The following is an 18,553-nucleotide window of genomic DNA, read 5'->3' as shown; positions in this document are numbered from 1 at the left end:
AAGCAGCAGATCAGGGCGCGACGCGCGACGTCAACGGTCCGTCGGCCGCCTTGCTCCGAGGGGCAGAGGGTCCGGAACTGCGGGTCGCCGGGGCGAGTCCGTCCCAGGAGGCGAGACGGCGGCCGGGAAGCATATTTGGAAAGGCCCTTGACTAATCCCGGCCCGAAGCCGAAAGAATCAGTCCGCTCAAGTTGCTTTCTGGTGAGTCGTGTTGGCTTCGAGGGGACCCGTTCATGCATGTCACCCGTAGAACCGTGCTGGCCGCGAGCGCGGCCGGCTCCATGGCCGGGACGTTCGCGGCGCCCGCGCCCGGCGCGGCCGCCGCTGACCGCACCGGTCCGGTCGGCCGCCGCACCGTGGACCTGGCCGACGGCTGGTGCTTCGCGCTCGTCAGTCCCGACGGCATCGCCGACCCGACGGGCGCGTACGCCGGCGCCGAGCGCCCCGGCTTCGACGACGCGGACTGGCGTGCGGTCGCCGTCCCGCACGACTGGAGCATCGAGCAGACTCCCACGACGGAGCACAACACGACCAGCGGCACCGGCTTCCTGCCCGGCGGACTCGGCTGGTACCGGAAGAAGTTCACCGTCCCCGCCGCCTACACGGGCAAGCGAATCTCCGTCGAGTTCGACGGCGTCTACATGGACGCGAACGTCTACGTCAACGGCGAGCTCGTCGGCAACCACCCCTACGGCTATACCGGTTTCGCCTACGACATCACCGACCTGCTGCACTCGGACGGCGCCACCGCCAACGTCCTCGCGGTCGAGGTCCGCAACCGGCTGCCCAGCAGCCGCTGGTACTCGGGAAGCGGCATCTACCGCCGCGCCCGCCTGGTGGTCACCGAGCCGGTACACGTCCAGCGCTGGGGCACCTTCGTGACCACGCCCGACCTCGCCGCCGCCCTCGACAAGGGATACGCGACGGTCGACGTCCGCACGGCCGTCGCCAACGAGTCCGGTGGGACCGCGCCGGCCGTCACGGTCGTCTCCACTGTCCGCGACGCCAAGGGGCGACGCGTCGCCCACAGCGAGTCCGTGCTGCGCGACGTGGGCGCGGACCCGGCAACGGCCCATGCCCGACTCACCCTCCACAAGCCGCAGTTGTGGTCCATCGACACGCCCGGCCACCGCTACACCCTCGTCACCGACCTGCGGGTGGACGGCCGCACAGTCGACACGTACCGCACCCGGTTCGGCGTGCGGCACGCGACCTTCGACCCGGAGAACGGCTTCTCGCTCAACGGCACCCACGCCAAGCTCAAGGGCGTCGACCTCCACCACGACCTCGGCGCCCTCGGCGCCGCCGTCCAGCCGGACGCCGTCCGCCGCCAGCTGACCATCATGAAGTCCATGGGCGTGAACGCGCTGCGCACATCCCACAACCCGCCCGCCCCCGAGGTGATCGAGGCCTGCGAGGACCTAGGCATCGTCATGCTCGTGGAGGCCTTCGACTGCTGGCGCACCGGAAAGAACCCATACGACTACGGCCGGTTCTTCGACGCGCACAGTGACGCCGACACCGCCGAAATGGTGCGCGCCGCCCGCAACTCGCCCGCCGTCCTGATGTGGTCGATCGGCAACGAGATACCCGACTCGACCCGGGCCGAAGGCGTGGACATGGCGCGGCGGCTCGTCTCTGACATCAAGGCCCTCGACACGACGCGGCCGATCGTCATCGGCTCCGACAAGTACCGCTCGCTGCCCGCCGCCGGGTCGCCCGCGGACCTGATCCTGGCCGAGCTTGACGGCCTCGGCCTCAACTACAACACCGCCGCGTCCGTCGACGCGCTGCACGCCCGCTACCCGCACCTGTTCCTCTTCGAGTCCGAGTCGTCGTCGGAGACGTCCACCCGTGGCGCGTACCAGGAGCCCGAGCACCTCAACACCGGGGAGAACCACACCCCGGGGCGGCGCGCCACGTCCAGCTACGACAACAACCTCGCCTCGTGGACGATGAGCGGCGAGTACGGCCTGAAGAAGGACCGCGACAGGCGCTTCTTCGCGGGCGAGTTCCTGTGGTCCGGCATCGACTACATCGGCGAGCCGACCCCGTACGACGTGTTCCCCGTGAAGGCGTCGTTCTTCGGTGCGGTCGACACGGCCGGGTTCCCCAAGGACATGTACCACCTCTTCCGCAGCCAGTGGACCGATGAGCCGATGGTGCACCTGCTGCCCATGGACTGGACGACGCACAAGCCCGGCCAGGAGGTGGAGGTGTGGGCGTACGCGAACGTCGCCGAGGTCGAACTCCTCCTCAACGGCCGTTCCCTGGGCGTGCGTTCCTTCGACGCGAAGAAGACCGTCGACGGCCGCGCCTACCTGGAGACCACGGAGGCGACACACGACGACAAGACGGTCACTTCCGGCCCCTACCCCGGCAGTTACACGTCGCCGAACGGCAGCGCAGGCAGGCTGCACCTGTCGTGGAAGGTTCCGTACGCGGCAGGCGAGTTGAAGGCCGTGGCCCGCGCGGGCGGGAAGGTCGTGGCGACGGACGTGCTGCGCACCGCCGGGACACCGCACGGAGTGCGCCTCACCGCCGACCGCAGGTCCGTCGCCGCCGACGGGCGTTCGCTGGTCTTCGTCACGGCCGAGGTCGTCGACGCGCGCGGCGTGCTCGTCCCCGATGCCGAGCACCTCCTCGAATTCGCCGTGAAGGGCGGTGGGCTGGCGGGTCTGGACAACGGGCGGCAGGAGAGCGCCGAGCGGTACCAGGCCAGTACGCGCACCGCCTTCCACGGCCTCGCGCTCGCCATGGTGAGGGTGGGCACCGAGCCGGGCGCATTGACCGTCACGGCCGCTGCCGACGGGCTGCGCACCGGCAAGGTCTCCGTGCGGGTGGCGGGACCGGCGGGCGGGCCCGTCACGTGGGCCGAACCCTTCGCCCCCGACCCCGGCCCTGGAGCATCCAAGTACCCGCTCGCCGACGCGAGTTACTCCGGCGCAACCGGCACTCTCCCCGCCGCGATGCTCGACGGGGACCCCGCGACCCAGTGGTCCAACTCCTTCCAGAAGGCGGCCACCGCCCTGCTGCCTGCCTTCGCCGGCGCCCGGCCCACCGACTGGGTGTCGGTGGCATGGGCGCAGGAGCGCGAGATCGGCCGGGTCGAAGTCTCTTTCACAGTCGACGCGAAACACTCCCTGCCCGCCTCGGTCGACGTGTCGGTCTGGGACGGAAAGGGCTACGTCGCCGTGCATGACGCCGACATCGACTGGGCGACGGCGTCCGGTGAGCCGACCGTCATCACCTTCGACGCGGTACACGGCAGCCGCCTCCGCCTGGACCTGACCAGCGGCAGGCCCGGCGAACCCGCCGGGGCGTTCGGGATCGTCGCGCTCGATGTGACAGCTTCATGAGCGACGCGAACGGCTTCGACCACGCCTGGCTGCCTGACGAGGCGCTGCGTGGCATCGGATCACGACGCGTCGTGATCGAGGGTGACGGCCCGCTCGTCGACACGCTGCGCGCCGAAGTCACGTACATCCACGGCCAGTTCGGCGTATTGCAGGGCGCCGGAGACGTCGTTTTCCGACTCGACGGCGATGCCGACACCGGCCCCGAGGGATTCACTCTGACGCGATCCGGCGGGCGCACCACTGTCACCGCCGCCGCTCCGGCCGGCCTCCTGTACGGTTTCTTCCATGTCGTGCGCCTCGGCGCCGCCGCGTTCACCGACGCCCCCGAGCAGACCCACCGCCCCGCCCTCTCCCGGCGCATGCTCAACCACTGGGACAACATCGACGTACATCCCGTGATGGGCCAGGTCGAGCGCGGTTACGCGGGCGGCTCGCTGTTCTGGGAAGACGGACGGGCACGCGGGGACCGCGACCGGGTCCGCGCGTACGCACGGCTCCTCGCGGCCTGCGGGATCAACGCCGTCTGCGTCAACAACGTCAACGTCCATGGGACCGAGGCCCGACTCCTCACCGACCGCATCGGAGAAGTGGCCACCATCGCGAGAGAGTTGAGGAAGTACGGCGTCCGCACCCACCTCTCCGTCAGCTTCGCCGCGCCCGTCATCCTGGGCGGGCTCGACACCGCCGACCCACTCGCCGACGGTGTACGGGACTGGTGGCGGACGGCAGCCGATCGCGTCTACGCGCACATTCCTGACTTCGGCGGCTTCGTCGTCAAGGCCGACTCCGAAGGACAGCCGGGTCCCTTCGCCTACGGCCGCAGTCACGCCGACGGCGCGAACCTGATCGCCGACGCGCTCGCCCCGCACGGCGGCACCGTCCACTGGCGAGCCTTCGTCTACAACCACACACAGGACTGGCGCGACCGGACCACGGACCGGGCGCGCGCCGCGTACGACCACTTCGCCGCGCTCGACGGGCAGTTCAAGGACAACGCGGTGCTCCAGGTCAAGCACGGACCGATGGACTTCCAGGTCCGCGAACCCGTCTCGCCGGTCATCGGCGCCCTGCCCCGCACCCGGGTCGCGGTCGAGCTGCAGGCCACCCAGGAGTACACCGGGCAGCAGCGCCACGTGTGCGCGCTCGCCCCGATGTGGTCCGGGGTGCTCGGCTTCCGGCCCGAGGGCGAGGACGGCGCCACCATCGGCCAACTCGCGCTCGGTGGCGGCCTGGTGGCCGTATCGAACGCCGGATCCGACCCCTACTGGACCGGGCACCCGCTCGCCCAGTACAACCTGTACGCGTTCGGCCGCCTGGCCTGGCAGCCGGACACCGACCAGGAGCAACTCCTCGATGAATGGATCGAGTTGACGTTCACACCGGAACGCACCGCCGACCCCGAGCGACTGCGCTCCGGCCTGCGTGCGGTACTCCGCGGGTCCTGGACGACGTACGAGAAGTACACCGCGCCGCTGGGCGTAGGCTTCATGGTGCAGCCCGGGCACCACTACGGACCCAGCGTCGACGGGTACGAGTACAGCCCCTGGGGCACCTACCACTTCGCCGACCGCGACGGCCTCGGCGTCGACCGCAGCCGCGCCACCGGCACCGGATATGCGGCCCAGTACGCGAAACCCTGGTCACAGACGTACGAGACGCCCGAGAGCTGCCCCGACGAGCTGCTCCTGTTCTTCCACCACGTCCCGTACGGGCACGTCCTCCAGAGCGGCAAGACAGTGATCCAGCACATCTACGACACCCACTTCGAGGGCGTCGAGGAGGCCGAGGCGGGACAAAGAGAGTGGGCGTCACTGGCCGACCTGGTGGCGCCCGCGCGGCACGCCCGGGTGGCCGAGCTGTACGAGGAGCAGCTGCGCAGCGCCCGTGAGTGGCGCGACCACGTGAACAGCTACTTCCTGCGCAAGTCCGGGATCCCGGACGCGGGCGGGCGCCGCATCCACTAGCGGGTCCTGCGGCGGTCTACTCGAGGCGCAGTACGCACACGCCCAGCGGGTCGAGCGTGAGGGGCTCGCCGGGCGCGTAAGCCTTGCCCGTCAGGAGGTCCGTCGCCGACTCGTGGACCGTCAACTCCGCTTCCGACGAGTTGTGGTTGAGGAGGAAGCGCAGGCGCGTCCCGTCGGGTGCGACGCGGGTCGCCGTCTCCACGCCGGCCATCTCGGCGTACGGACCGACGAGACCGTGCCGGGCGAGCACCTGGCGCACCACCCGGTCCGTACCCGCATCGTCGAGCTGCGTTGCCACATACCAGCCCTCGCCACCGCGCTCCCCGAAACGGTTTCGGGTGACGGCGGGCGTTCCGGCGTAGAAGTCTGTGGTGTAGGTGGCGACGGGCTCGGCGCCCTGCGGCACGACGAGCTCGAAGACCAGCCGGGCCGGTGAGCGCAGGTCGCCGAAGTCGACCGGGTTCGTCACCTCCGCCGGCCGGGAGTCCCACTCGTCGACCCGTACGCCCATCAGCGGCCCGAGCGGGCCTGGCACATCCGTGAGGAAGGCGCGGTCGTGCTCGTCGCCGCGCCCGGACAGGTAGGTCGTCACTACGGTCCCGCCCCGCACCGCCACCGCCTCCAGACGTGCGGGCAGGTCTCCCTTCACCAGGTGCAGCAGGGGTGCGAGGACCACGTCGTACGCCGACAGGTCCGCCGTCACGGGGACGACGTCGACGTCCGCGCCCGCCGTGCGCGCGGCCCGGTAGTAGGAGTGCACGACATCCTGGTAGCGCACCAGCCGCGACGGGCCGTCCGACATCTCCAGCGCCCACCAGCTGTCCCAGTCGAAGAGCAGTGCGGTCCGGGCGGGCGTCCGGGCGCCGAGCGTGACCCCGCCCGCATCGGCCAACTCCCGTCCCAGCGTCGCCACTTCCCGGAAGACGCGGGTGTCGTCACGACCCGCGTGGCCGATGACCGCCCCGTGGTACTTCTCGCACGCCCCGCGCGAGGCCCGCATCTGGAAGTACAGGACCGCGTCCGCGCCGTGCGCCACCGCCTGCCAGCTCGCGAGCCGCAACTCCCCCGGCCTGCGCAGCGGATTGACGTCGCGGCAGGCTGTGGTGGACGGCGTCTGCTCCATCAGCCAGAACGGGGCGCCGCCCCTCAAGCCGCGCATCAGGTCGTGCGCGAGGGCCGGCCAGGTCGGCGGCGCGCCCAGCGGCGGATAGCTGTCCCACGACGCGAAGTCGAGATGCGGCGCCCAGCGGTGATAGTCCAACGGCCGGTACATCCCCATGAAGTTGGTGGTCACGGGGGTGCGCGGACTGTGGGCGCGCACGGCCTCCTTCTCGGCGACGAAGCAGCCGAGCAGCGCGTCCGTGGTGAACCGGTGGTAGTCGAGCGTGATGCCCTGGAACGCGGTGTGGTCCGGGCCGCGCCAGTGCTCGGTGAGGGCGCTGGGCGGCTCGATCTCGGACCAGTCCGTGTAGCGGTGCGACCAGAAGGTCGTCCACCACGCGTCGTTCAGGGCGTCGAGCGAGCCGTACTTCTCGCGCAGCCAGCCACGGAACGCCTCCGCGCACAGATCGCAGTAACAGGCCCCGCCGTACTCGTTGTTGATGTGCCAGGCGAGCAGCGCAGGATGGTCCGCGTACCGCTCTGCGATCCGTCCCGCCAGCGTCGTGGACAGGCGGCGGTACGCCGGCGAGCTCGGACAGAAGTTGTGCCGCTGCCCGTAGCCGTGCCGGCGGCCCTCGAAGTCGGTGCGGTTCACCTCCGGATGGGCCTTCGCGAGCCAGGGCGGCAGCGCGGCCGTGCCGGTGGCCAGGACGATGCGGCGCCCCTCGGCCGCCGCCCGGTCCACGATCCGGTCGAGGACCGTGAAGTCGTAGGTGTCCGGGGCAGGTTGGAGCAGCGACCACGTGAACACGCCCACCGTCAGCGTGTCGATCCCGGCTTTGCCGAACAGGCGGTGGTCAGCGTCCCAGACCTCCTCGGGCCACTGCTCGGGGTTGTAGTCACCGCCGTAGGGGATGGCGGGGGTGGCGGGCACGCCGTTCATACGGTGAAGTCCTCCTGGGTCTCGGCGATGATCGGACGGCTGGTGTGCAGCAGCGACAGGAGCAGCACCGGAGCGAGCAGCAGAGGAAGCGCCTCGGTCCACCACAAGGTGGCCGCGGTCGCGACGACGAGCAGACTGGCCGCGCCGAGTGTCGCCCGGCCGTGCCGCAGCAGGAAGTACCCGGCGAGTCGCGCCGTGTCGACGACCCGGAACGTGAACAGGGACGTAAGCACCAGCGCGTGCGCGCCCCAGAGAAGTGCGCCCACGCCGATGACTTCGAGCAGTACCGCCCACCAGCCGGGCAGTGCGGTCGAGGCGAAGTGGGTGAGGCCGTACGCGATGACGGTCAGCCAGGCGAGCAGCGGAACCCATATCCGCAACGCGGCGGCGGAGTTGAGGCGTAGCCCTCGCAGATAGGCGCGGGCCGGACGCAGTTCCGTCAGGTCGCGGCTGCGGTGGTGCAGGGCGTACAGGGCGGCGGACAGGGCCGGGCCGAGTGGCGCGAGGCACAACGCCGCCAGCGGCAGGTTCGCCGGGTCCGCACCGAGGAACAGGAGCCCGAGCAGGCTGGGCGCCAGCGTGAGCAGCAGCAGGCCCTCGACGGTCAGCAGCGTGTGAATGAGGGCGCAGGCCCGCGACAACGGTCCGTCACCGAAGACGCGGGAGGCGCGCGGCAGGGCCGCCCCGGGGGAGCCGGCCTGTGCGGCGCTCATCCGGAACCCCCGCTCCCGAGGATCCGGCCCTCGTCCCACCAGTCGGGAGTCTCCTCGATCACCGGGCTGAGCTCGACCAGCGTCACCTCGTGCCGTTCGAGCGTAAGACAGACGTCCACCCTGAACTCCTCGATGGGCAGCCGGTGATGGGACCTACCCGGTTCCGCGGCGTCGTGCAGCATGTCGAGCTGGTGCGGGCGTGGTGAGCGCGGGCTGCCCATCCGGCGCCACGCGGTGTACGCGTTGCCGCGCTCCTCGTCGACGCTGGAGCGACGCAGGAAGACCGCGCCGCGCTCGGCGTCGCCGACCGGGACGGACAGCCGCAGCGTGTGCTGGTCTGTCCCGGGCGGCGCCCACGCCAGAACCGTGACCCGCCCGTCGGGGTGCCGGGTGACGAGATGGTCGTCGCCACGGGCCAGCACATCACGGCCCATGCGGGCCATGAACGCGTACAGGTGGTACGTGGGCTTCCTGACCTGGCGGTGCGTCAGGAGCCCGAAGCCGCCGTGGAACAGCGCCGTCGGAACCCCCACCTCCTCGAACATGTCGCTGAACGTCCAGTACGAGAAGGAGTCCACCAGATCCCCGCCGGCCGCCAGGACCGGAGCCAGGTACGCGGCGTGAAAGGCCGTGTCGTGGACCGGGTTGTCCGGGCGGTAGGAGGAGTTGAACTCCGTGATGTGGACCGGAAGGTCGGCCAGCGATGTGCCCTTCAGCTCGCGCCGCGGGGCCCCGAACTGCTCCAGCAGGCGCTGGGCCGGGGCCAGCGTCTGGTACGTGCCGAACGGCACCGGCTGCGCGGGCCCCGAGGTGTACGCGTGGCGTGACACGAAGTCGACCGGCAGATCCCGCCGCTCCACGAACTCCGCGAACCGCCCGAGCCAGCCCTCGTCCGCGCCGGGCGACACGGCGGGCCCGCCGACCTGGAGCGACGCGTCGACGTCCTTCACCGCATGCGCCGTCACCTCGTAAAGGCGGTGGTATGCAGCCTGGTCGGCGCCCTCCCAGAAATCCGGCAGATCCGGCTCGTTCCATACCTCGACGGGCCAGGCGCGCACCTCCTCCAGGCCGTAACGGTCCACGAGGTGGGTCAGTGTCGCGCGCACCAGGTCCGCCCATTCCCGGTGTGAGGAGGGCGGTGTCACGTTCGCCTGCCACCAGAAGACGGTCTGCCCGCCGGACGCCAACTCGCCCGGCATGAAACCGAGTTCGAGGAAGGGGCGGATGCCGAGTGCGAGGCAGGCGTCGACGACCTGATCGACGTAGGTGAACGAATGATGCACCTGCCGGGCGCCCTGCCACTCGTACGGCCGGTACACGCCCATCCCGTCGCTGAACAGCCCGTGCCCGCGGATGTGCCGGAAGCCGATCTCCTTCTGGAGCAGCGCGAGGGAGTCCTGGTAGTCACGGCGCAGGGCGAGTTCGAGGCGGCCCGTGCCGACGCACGCCCGCCACGCCTCGGAGAGGGCGCCCTCCGACTCGGCCGGGACGCGGATCATCCGTTGTCCTTCTTGTACCGCTCGTAGGCCTTGTTGTGCAGATCCACGAGCTGCTGCATGTTCTTGGCCTTCAGCTCGGTGACGTAGTCGTCCCACTCGGACAGTGGCCGCTTGCCGAGCGCGAACTTGAGGGTGTTCTGGTTCATGTGGTCCGTGAGCGGCGTCTCCCAGAGCGAGGCCTGCTCCTGCTCCGCGGACAGCAGCGGGTGGGCCGGGGCGATCGGCGTCTGCTTCCGCGAGGCCATCACGTCCTGGAACTTCTTCTCGTCCGGGCTGAAAGAGGAGGACACCAGCTGCCAGCTGCCGCCGTAGGTGAAGACGCCGTTGAAGAAGCCGTAGTCCTTCTGTAGATCCTTGGGGGCCTTGGGGTCGGAACCCATGAGGCTGATGCCTGGCTTCAGCTTGTACTGACCCCCGGACCCGGTGTACGTGACGCCCTCGACGCCCCACTTGCAGAACGCCTGGCCTTCGTCCGAGTAGAAGAGCCAGTCCGTGAACTGCATCAACGCGACGAAGTTGTCGTTCTTGAGCGCCTTGCTGGAGATCATGAGGCCGTTCTCCAGACGGATGCCGCCGAGCACGACCTCACCGGCCGGGCCGATCGGCACCGGAATCATCTCGATCTTCGCGCCCTTCACCTGCCGCTCCAGGTTGTAGCGGTACTTCTGCACCAGCTCCTGTGGGTTCGCGCTGATCGCGAAGGACTTCTCCGCCAGCAGCTTCTTGACCGCGTTGTCATCGGTCTGGGTGAAGCTCTCCGGGTCCATCAGCTTCTCGGTGACCAGCTTGCGCAGATACTCGATGACCTGCCGGAACTCGTCCGTCGCCCCGGTGAAGACGAACTTCTGCGTCTTCGCGTCGAAGGTGATGTTCTCGTACGTCCAGCCGGCCCGGACGCCGTACGCCTGTCCGAGATAGCTGAGCAGGGCGGCCGCAGGGAAGACGGTGTTGGTGCTCCAGCGGTCGGAGAGGGGGTAGCTGTCGGGGTACTCCGCCTTGATCGCCTTGAGGACGTCGTACACCTCGTCCCACGTCGAGGGCAGGCTCACGCCGATCCTGTCGAGGACGTCGGTGCGGAAGGACAGCGAGTATCCGGACTTGGGCTTCTCGTGGAGCCCGGGCAGCAGGTAGTACTTTCCGTCGGACTGGCGGATGGAGTCCAGCTCGGGCTCGAGCTTCCACCGCTTGACCTTGTCCTGGAAGTTGGGCATCAGGTGCACGTACTCGCTCACCGGCAGGATCGCGCCCGACGAGACGAACGCGACCTCGGAGGGGTGGTACGTCTTGGGGATGAGGAAGGGGGCGTCGCCCGAGCCGATCAGCAGGCTGCGCTTCTTCTCGTAGTCGCTCAGCGGGACGTCGACGGGCTGCAGCGTGATGCCGGTGCGCTTGGTGACCTCCTTCCAGAACAGCCAGCTCTTCTTCGTCGGGTACGTCGGGTTGTTGTTGTGCAGGACGGAGAAGGACAGCGCCTTGGTCGCCTTGAACTGCTCGCCGGCGTTGTACTTCTTCATGGCGCCGTTCTGCTTCTTCGACAGGTCCTTGCTGTCGCCGCCGTCGTCACCGCTGCCGCAGCCGGTGAGTACGGCGAGTCCGGCGAACCCCGCCGCGGCGAGCAGTGACCTTCTCGACAGCCGGCCCGTGTTCGTCACGTGAACTCCCTTGTTCTACAGGTCTGTTGAGGCGTGATTGCGTTCATGTGTGAAGTGGTTGTGCTCAGCCCTTGACCGCGCCGAGCATCACGCCCGAGACGAAGTACCGCTGCACGAAGGGGTAGACGGCGAGGATCGGCAGCGCCGTGAGCACGATGGTCACGGACTGGATGTTCGCGGCGGCCTGGGTGAGCTGGTCGGCCGCGGCCCCCGCGTTGCCGCCCTCGGTGGCGCCCGCGATGAGGTTGCGCAGATAGACGGTGACCGGCATCAGGTCGGCCCTGTCCATGTACAGGAACGCCGAGAACCATGAGTTCCAGAACGACACGGAGTAGAAGAGCACCATGGTCGCGATGACGGCCTTCGACAACGGCAGGACGATCCGCAGCAGAGTCCCGTACGTGCTCAGGCCGTCGATCTGCGCGGCCTCCTCGAGCTCTGCCGGCATGTTCTCGAAGAACGCCTTCATCACCAGGAGGTTGAAGACGCTGATGGCGTTCGGTAGGGCGATCGCCCAGATCGAGTTCTTCAGGCCGAGGCTGGTGATCAGCACGTAGTTGGGGATCAGACCGCCGGAGAAGAACATCGTGAAGACGGCGATGCCGACGAGGAACGTACGCCCGCGCAGGTCCTTCTTCGACAGGACGTACGCGTAGATCGTGGTGAGGGCCATGGCGACAGCGGTGGAGAGCACCGTATAGAGGACGGTGTTCCCGTAGCTGCGCCAGAACGTCCCGTCCTGGAAGACGATCCTGTACGTGGTGAGGTTGAAGCCCTTGGGCCACAGCGTCACTTCGCCCGCCCGGATCTGGTGCTCCCCGCTGAACGAGCGGGCGACGATGTTGATGATCGGGTAGAGCGTGACCACCACGACCAGCGTCAGGATCACGGCGTTGAAGCCTTGGAAGACGCGGTAGCCGCGGGTCGGGCCGGTCACGGTCGTTGCGGTGCGCGGCCGGGTCTGGATGCTTACCACAGGCTCGTCCCCACGGTCTTGCGCGACAGCCGGTTCGCGGATGTGATCAGTACGAGGCCGATGACCGCCTCGAACAGGCCGATGGCGGCGGCATAGCTGAAGGAGTTCGACTCGACTCCGGTGCGGTACAGATAGGTGGAGATGACGTCGGCCGTGGGGTACGTCAGCGGGTTGTAGAGCAGCAGGATCTTCTCGAAGCCGACCACCATGAACGTGCCGATGTTGAGGATCAGCAGCGTGATCATGGTGGGGCGGATGCCGGGGAGCGTCACGTGCCAGGTCTGCTGCCAGCGGTTCGCGCCGTCGATCCGGGCCGCCTCGTACAGGTCCTCGTCGATCGTGCTCAGCGCGGCGAGATAGAGGATCGTGCCCCAGCCGGCCGTCTGCCAGACCTCGGAACCGACGTAGATCGTCCGGAACCAGCCGGGCTCCTGGATGAACCGGACCGGGTCGTGGCCGAACGTCGTGAGCATGTGGTTGATCGGGCCGTCCGACGCCAGCATCTGCACCGTGATGCCCGCGACGATCACGATGGACAGGAAGTGTGGCAAGTACGAGATCGACTGCACGAACCGTTTCAGTGCGGTGCGCCGGACCTCGTTGAGCAGCAGGGCCAGCACGATCGGCACCGGGAAGCAGAACAGCAGCGTCAGCAGGCCCATCCAGAGCGTGTTCCGGAAGACCTGCCAGAACGACGGGTCGCTGAGGAACATCTGCACATAGCGCAGGCCCACCCACTCCTCGCCGAGGATCGAACCGCCCGGCTCGAAGCGCCGGAACGCAATCACGTTGCCGATCATCGGCAGATAGCGGAAGACCAGGAAGAACAGGATCGGCAGCACCGCGAGGGAGTACAGCTGCCAGTCGCGGTGCAGTGATCGGCGCCAGGAACGACGGCCGGACGGAAGCTTCTTGTCGGGCGGCGGGTCGGGCGGGGCGCCGGTGCGGGGCTGGCTGCCCGTCATGGTGGAGGAGCTCATGCAGGGCCTTTCGTCACACGGGCAGGCAGAGGTCATCACAAGGGCGGGGAAAGGGGAAAGAGGTACCGAGAATTTTCGGGAATCTTCCGGTAACGTCGCCGCAACCTAAAGCCGCTCCCGACCCCTGTCAATGGGTGCTGCGTCAACGGGAGTTGGCTCCGTGACCGGCTGTGAGGTGCCTGTGCCCGCCTTCGACCTGCCCCTGGACGAACTCCAGCGCCACCGACCCGAGCCCGACGAACCCGCCGACTTCGACGCGTTCTGGCAGGCCACGCTGAAGTCCGCCACCCACCCCGAGCCCTTGATCCGCGTCCGACCCGTCGACAGCGGCCTGCGGCTTGTCGAGAGCTGGGACGTCACCTTCCGCGGCTTCGCCGACGACCCCGTCCGCGCCTGGTACACCCGGCCCGCGGGCGGCGGCGAACTCATGCCCGCAGTCGTCGAGTTCGCGGGCTACGGCCGCGGCCGCGGCCTCCCGCACGAGCGCCTCACCTGGGCGAACGCCGGATACGCCCATCTCCTCATGGACAACCGTGGCCAGGGCGACCAGTACGGCAACGGCGGCGCGACCCCCGACCGGCACGCGGCCGCGCCCGGCGGCCCGGGACCTGCGGTGCGTGGGCTGCTCGACCCGCACGACTACCACTACCGCCGACTGATCACCGACGCGGTGTGTGCCGTCGCAGCGCTGCGAGCCCTGCCCGGCGTCGACCGGGACCGGATCGCCGCGGTGGGCAACAGCCAGGGCGGGGGAGTGGCCCTCGCCGTCGCCGGACTCGTCCCCGATCTCGCCGCGGCCCTGGTCACGGCGCCGCTGCTGTGCGGTATCCGGCGCGGACTCGACCTGACCGACGCAGGGCCCTACGGCGAGATCGCCGCCTACCTCGCCGTACACCGGGGCGCGGAGGATGCCGCGTACCGCACGCTCGGCTACGTCGAGGGCATCTCGTTCGCCCGCCGCGCCCACGCCCCGGCCCACTTCGGAGTCGGCCTGCGCGACCAGGTCTGCCCGCCCAGCGGTGCATACGCGGCGTACCACCGCTACGGCGAACTCACCGGCGCGGACCCCGCCCGGGAGATCCACGCCTACCCGTTCAACGGCCATGAGCACGGCGACGCCGTGCACGTACGTCGCCAAATGACCTGGCTGCGCGGGGTGCTGGGAGCAGGGGGCGCGTAGATTCAGGGCCAGGCGTTCGGCGGGTCGGACAAAAACCCGGCTTGACCGACGCATGGTCGACGGCATGTCCTACGGTTTCCGGAAGACATCCGGAGATCTTTCAGGATGCAGAGGTCGATGGAGGTGGGGAACGTGGCCCGGGTTGGCGGCAGAGGCAAGGCAGCCACGCAGAGCCCGGACGGGCCGGCCAAGGTGACGATCACCGAGATCGCCCGGGAGGCGGGGGTGTCGGTCCCGACCGTCTCGAGGGTCGTCAACGGGCGCTCCGACGTGTCGCCCGCCACCCGGGCGCGGGTCGAGGATCTGCTGCAGCGGCATGGGTACCAGCGGCGCCCGCCTGCGCCCGGCGATCGGGCGGCCCTGCTCGACCTGGTCTTCAACGACCTGGACAGCCCTTGGGCGGTGGAGATCATCCGGGGCGTCGAGGAGGTCGCTCACGAGGCGGGGGTGGGCACGGTGGTCTCCGCGATTCACGACCGGGCGGGCGCGGCCCGGCAGTGGATGACGAATCTGCGGGCCCGCGCGTCGGACGGGGTGATCCTCGTGACCTCGGTTCTCGAACCGGGGCTGCACGACGAACTGCGGCGCCTGGGCGTGCCGTTGGTGGTCGTCGACCCGGCCGGTTCGCCGGCCACCGAGGCGCCGACCGTCGGTGCCACGAACTGGGCGGGCGGGATGGCTGCGACGGAGCACCTGCTGGGGCTCGGGCACCGCCGGATCGGGTTCATCGAGGGCCCGCCCCGGCTGCTGTGCTCGCGTGCCCGGCTCGACGGGTACCGGGCCGCGCTGGACGTGGCCGGTGTGCCGGTGGATGACGCGCTGATCGTGCCCGGCGACTTCTATCACGAGTCCGGATTCACCGGCTGCAACCAGCTGTTGGACCTGGTCGAGCCGCCCACCGCCATCTTCGCCTCCAGTGACCAGATGGCGCTCGGGGCGATCGAGGCGCTGCGCCGGCGCGGGCTGCGGGTGCCGGAGGACATGAGTGTCCTCGGCTTCGACGACCTTCCGGAGGTGCGCTGGTCGGCGCCGCCGCTCACGACGGTCCGTCAACCGCTGGCGGAGATGGGCAAGCTGGCGGCGCGCTTCGTCCTCGACCTGGCCCGGTCCGTCGCACCGGCCTCGTCGCGGGTGGAGCTCGCGACGGAACTGGTGGTCAGGGCCAGTACGGGGGAGCCCCGGCAGGTCTGACGCGCTCGGCATCCATCGGGGGTGTCAACGGCCTTTTTCGTCAAGGCCGTTGACACCCCCTTCGTGTGTCCGTAACTTCCGAGGCCATCCACCGATAGTTTCGGATCCCTTCCGGAAGGTGTGTCATGCCAGCCTCCGTTCCCTGTCCCGCCGCCGCGCTCGGGACGCCGTCAGCGTGCCCGGCCTCGGCATCGCGGTGCTGACGTCCCGCGGCGACTCGGCCTCCGGCTCCAAGGACGGCTCGGGCCGGACTGTCGTCGAGCGGTGGCGCATCCGGACCGCCGAGCCCGTCGGCAGTCGCTTCGTCGGCACCGCGCACTCCACGCCCAACTGCCGGTGACCACCGCCATCCTGTGCTGCTTCGCCCGTGATCCCCGACGACTGGAGGAGGTGGTCGCCCTCGACGGCTGCCTACCGTCCGGCTGCTTCTGGCGGATCCTGCCGCCGATGGCGCGGCCCGCGCTCGGCACAGTCTCCGTGCGCGCGGTCGCCGGCAGCCGGCGCGCCTTCGTGCTGACCATGGCGAGATCCGCGTACGCACAGACGTGCCACCGGGCCGGAGACGTACCGGCCCTGGAACTGCTCGAGTGCCTGCGCTCGCCTTCAGCGCGGTGGCCGAACGGCGGCTGACCGACGGCATCACCAAGGGCGCGACCAAGGGCTGACCGGCTACCGGCCCACCACCGGGCCCACCACAGGTGCGCCGGCGCCGTCGCCCGAACTTCACCTGCTCGTACCGCACTTGAGGAGTCCCATGGCTCAGCCCTGGCAGGACACGACCCTGCCCGCCCACGTCCGGGCGGCGGACCTGCTCGCCCGGATGACGCCCGAGGAGAAGACCGCCCAGCTGTCCAGCGTGTGGCTGGGTGCCGACATCGACACCGACACCGCCGCGGTCGCACCGGGCCAGCACGCGTACGTGGCCCGCAGCGCTGCCCTCGACGCCCTGCTCCCGCACGGCCTCGGACACCTCGCCCGCCCTTTCGGTACCGTCCCCGTGGAGCCGGCCGAGGGCGCCGCCCGGCTCGCCGAACTGCAGTCGCGGATCCGCGCGGGCAACCGGTTCGGCGTGCCCGCCATCGCCCACGAGGAGTGCCTGACCGGATTCTCCGCCTGGCAGGCCACCGTCTTCCCGACCCCGCTGGCCTGGGGCGCCACCTTCGACCCGGCCCTGGTGACCGAGATGGCGCAGGCCATCGGCGCGTCGATGCGCGCGGTCGGTATTCATCAGGGCCTCGCTCCGGTCCTCGACGTCGTACGGGACCCGCGCTGGGGCCGCACCGAGGAGGCGATCGGCGAGGACCCGTACCTCGTCGCCACCATCGGTACCGCGTACGTTCAGGGCTTGGAGGCCGCCGGGATCGTCGCGACCCTCAAGCATTTCGCCGGGTACTCGGCCTCGCGCGGCGCCCGCAACCACGCCCCGGCCTCGCTCGGACCGCGCGAGCTCGCGGACGTCATCCTGCCCCCGTTCGAGATGGCGGTGCGCGACGGCGGCGCCCGCTCCGTCATGCCCGCCTACAACGACATCGACGGCCTGGCCGCCCACGCCCACTCCGGGCTGCTCACCCAAGTCCTGCGCGAGGAGTGGGGGTTCACCGGCACGACCGTCGCCGACTACTTCGGCCTCTCGTTCCTGGAGTCCGCCCACAAGATCGCCGACTCGCCCGCGGAGGCCGCCCGGCTCGCTCTTGCTGCCGGGGTCGACGTCGAACTGCCCACCGCCCGATGCCTCACTGCCGCAGACCACCTCCCTGAGGGCCTACTCGACCGGGCGGCATTGCGCGTCCTCACCCAGAAATGCGAGCTGGGCCTCCTCGACCCCGACCACGAACCGGCCGCCGGCGACGCTCCCATCGACCTGAACTCCCCGCACCTGCGTGACCTGGCCCGCAACGCGGCGCAGGAGTCCGTCGTGCTGCTCGCCAACGACTCCGGTGTCCTGCCGCTCGACGACGGCCTCCGCATCGCCGTCGTCGGACCCCTCGCCGACGAACAGGCGGCCATGCTCGGCTGCTACACATTCCCCCGGCACGTCGGCGTCAACCACCCCGAACTGCCCACCGGCATCGACGTACCGACGTTCGCCGAGGCGCTGCGCGCGGAGTTGACCGGGGCCGTGTTCGTCGATGACCCGGCGGCGGCCGATGTGTGCCTGGCCGTCGTCGGTGACCGCTCGGGCCTGTTCGGGCGAGGCTCGTCCGGCGAGGGCTGCGACGCCGAGAATCTTGAACTCCCGTACAAACAAGGGGAGTTGCTGGACAAGGCATTCGCCTCCGGGACGCCGACCGTGATCGTCGTGCTCAGCGGGCGGCCGTACGCCCTGGGCCGCTGGGCGGACCGGACCGCCGCCGTCGTGCAGGCCTTCTTCCCCGGGCAGGAGGGTGGCGGCGCCGTCGCGGGCGTCCTGTCCGGGCGTGTCGAGCCGTCGGGCCGGCTGCCGCTCGGCGTCCCGCGCACCCCCGGCGGCCAGCCCGCCCCCTATCTCGCGCCGCCGCTGGGCCGCCACGGCGACCCCAGTAACGTGGACCCCACCGCTCTCTACCCGTTCGGGCACGGCCTGTCGTACACCACGTTCGCCTGGGACGTCGAGCAGTGCGACGCCCCCGAACTGACCACCGACGGTGAGACCACCCTGCGCCTCACCGTCCGCAACACCGGCCACCGCGCCGGCACCGAGGTCGTCCAGCTCTACCTCCACGACCCGGTCGGCACGGTCGCGCGGCCGGAGATCCGGCTCGTCGGCTACGCCCGGGTCCCGCTCGACGCGGGGGCGTCCGCGGAGATCCACGCAACGTTCCCGGCCGACCTCGCCGCGTACACAGGCGCCGACGGCCGCCGAGTCGTCGAACCCGGAGCCCTCGAACTGCGCGTCGCCGCGTCCAGCGCCCACGTCCACCACACCGTGCCGCTCACCCTCACGGGGCCGGTGCGGGAGGTCGGGCACGAGCGGCGGATGCGGTGCGAGCTGCGCGTGAAGTGACACGCGCGACGC

Annotated in this window: 13 protein-coding genes; 7 read left to right on the top strand and 6 right to left on the bottom strand. The window is 70.0% G+C overall.

Annotated features, from left to right (window positions below):
- Positions 1–233: 233 nt before the first annotated feature.
- The gene (locus CG723_RS22710) at positions 234–3,359 is read left to right on the top strand and encodes a glycoside hydrolase family 2 TIM barrel-domain containing protein (RefSeq protein WP_100595304.1); all 3,126 of its coding nucleotides are present in this window, start codon (positions 234–236) and stop codon (positions 3,357–3,359) included.
- Positions 3,356–5,323, top strand: coding sequence for an alpha-glucuronidase (locus CG723_RS22705; RefSeq protein ID WP_100595303.1), 1,968 nt, complete (start codon positions 3,356–3,358; stop codon positions 5,321–5,323). Before CG723_RS22710 ends, CG723_RS22705 begins: the two co-directional genes overlap by 4 nt.
- A 16-nt stretch (positions 5,324–5,339) precedes the next feature.
- Here CG723_RS22705 and CG723_RS22700 read toward each other — a convergent pair whose 3' ends face one another.
- From CG723_RS22700 to CG723_RS22675, 6 genes are all read right to left on the bottom strand, one after another.
- Entirely contained in the window at positions 5,340–7,367 is a 2,028-nt protein-coding gene (locus CG723_RS22700; RefSeq protein ID WP_100595302.1) for a beta-galactosidase, read from the bottom strand.
- On the bottom strand, positions 7,364–8,080 hold the full coding sequence (locus CG723_RS22695; RefSeq protein ID WP_100595301.1) for a hypothetical protein: 717 nt from the start codon (positions 8,078–8,080) through the stop codon (positions 7,364–7,366). Before CG723_RS22695 ends, CG723_RS22700 begins: the two co-directional genes overlap by 4 nt.
- Positions 8,077–9,579, bottom strand: a complete 1,503-nt coding sequence (locus CG723_RS22690) for a GH39 family glycosyl hydrolase (RefSeq protein WP_100595300.1) — start codon at positions 9,577–9,579, stop codon at positions 8,077–8,079. The genes CG723_RS22695 and CG723_RS22690 overlap by 4 nt, the downstream gene beginning before the upstream one ends.
- Entirely contained in the window at positions 9,576–11,231 is a 1,656-nt protein-coding gene (locus CG723_RS22685) for an ABC transporter substrate-binding protein (RefSeq protein WP_100595299.1), read from the bottom strand. The genes CG723_RS22690 and CG723_RS22685 overlap by 4 nt, the downstream gene beginning before the upstream one ends.
- 64 nt (positions 11,232–11,295) lie before the next feature.
- On the bottom strand, positions 11,296–12,168 hold the full coding sequence (locus tag CG723_RS22680; protein WP_100595389.1) for a carbohydrate ABC transporter permease: 873 nt from the start codon (positions 12,166–12,168) through the stop codon (positions 11,296–11,298).
- Positions 12,169–12,200: 32 nt separating this feature from the next.
- The gene (locus tag CG723_RS22675) at positions 12,201–13,187 is read right to left on the bottom strand and encodes an ABC transporter permease (protein ID WP_199841856.1); all 987 of its coding nucleotides are present in this window, start codon (positions 13,185–13,187) and stop codon (positions 12,201–12,203) included.
- Positions 13,188–13,368: 181 nt separating this feature from the next.
- On the opposite strand from CG723_RS22675, the gene CG723_RS22670 reads away from it, so the two are divergent.
- The 5 genes from CG723_RS22670 to CG723_RS22655 all read left to right on the top strand — a co-directional run bounded on the left by CG723_RS22670 (position 13,369) and on the right by CG723_RS22655 (position 18,541).
- Positions 13,369–14,367, top strand: a complete 999-nt coding sequence (locus tag CG723_RS22670) for an acetylxylan esterase (protein ID WP_100595388.1) — start codon at positions 13,369–13,371, stop codon at positions 14,365–14,367.
- A gap of 132 nt (positions 14,368–14,499) precedes the next feature.
- Entirely contained in the window at positions 14,500–15,558 is a 1,059-nt protein-coding gene (locus CG723_RS22665) for a LacI family DNA-binding transcriptional regulator (RefSeq protein WP_234374459.1), read from the top strand.
- 118 nt (positions 15,559–15,676) lie between these two features.
- On the top strand, positions 15,677–15,898 hold the full coding sequence (locus tag CG723_RS46335) for a hypothetical protein (protein WP_159032517.1): 222 nt from the start codon (positions 15,677–15,679) through the stop codon (positions 15,896–15,898).
- A complete protein-coding gene (locus CG723_RS22660; RefSeq protein ID WP_159032516.1) occupies positions 15,895–16,188 on the top strand; it encodes a hypothetical protein in 294 nt (97 codons plus the stop codon). The genes CG723_RS46335 and CG723_RS22660 overlap by 4 nt, the downstream gene beginning before the upstream one ends.
- A gap of 124 nt (positions 16,189–16,312) precedes the next feature.
- On the top strand, positions 16,313–18,541 hold the full coding sequence (locus CG723_RS22655; RefSeq protein WP_100595295.1) for a glycoside hydrolase family 3 N-terminal domain-containing protein: 2,229 nt from the start codon (positions 16,313–16,315) through the stop codon (positions 18,539–18,541).
- Positions 18,542–18,553: the final 12 nt, after the last annotated feature.

This window comes from Streptomyces sp. CB01635 (genome assembly GCF_002803065.1).
Taxonomy (GTDB): Bacteria; Actinomycetota; Actinomycetes; order Streptomycetales; family Streptomycetaceae; genus Streptomyces.
This window is presented reverse-complemented; position numbering and strand designations above follow the sequence as displayed.

Excerpts from the sequence above, each read along its gene's own strand:
- CG723_RS22710 (WP_100595304.1), top strand. The coding sequence starts at position 234 with ATGCATGTCACCCGTAGAACCGTGCTGGCCGCGAGCGCGGCCGGCTCC.
- CG723_RS22705 (WP_100595303.1), top strand. The coding sequence starts at position 3,356 with ATGAGCGACGCGAACGGCTTCGACCACGCCTGGCTGCCTGACGAGGCG.
- CG723_RS22700 (WP_100595302.1), bottom strand. The coding sequence starts at position 7,367 with ATGAACGGCGTGCCCGCCACCCCCGCCATCCCCTACGGCGGTGACTAC.
- CG723_RS22695 (WP_100595301.1), bottom strand. The coding sequence starts at position 8,080 with ATGAGCGCCGCACAGGCCGGCTCCCCCGGGGCGGCCCTGCCGCGCGCC.
- CG723_RS22690 (WP_100595300.1), bottom strand. The coding sequence starts at position 9,579 with ATGATCCGCGTCCCGGCCGAGTCGGAGGGCGCCCTCTCCGAGGCGTGG.
- CG723_RS22675 (WP_199841856.1), bottom strand. The coding sequence starts at position 13,187 with ATGAGCTCCTCCACCATGACGGGCAGCCAGCCCCGCACCGGCGCCCCG.
- CG723_RS22655 (WP_100595295.1), top strand. The coding sequence starts at position 16,313 with ATGGCTCAGCCCTGGCAGGACACGACCCTGCCCGCCCACGTCCGGGCG.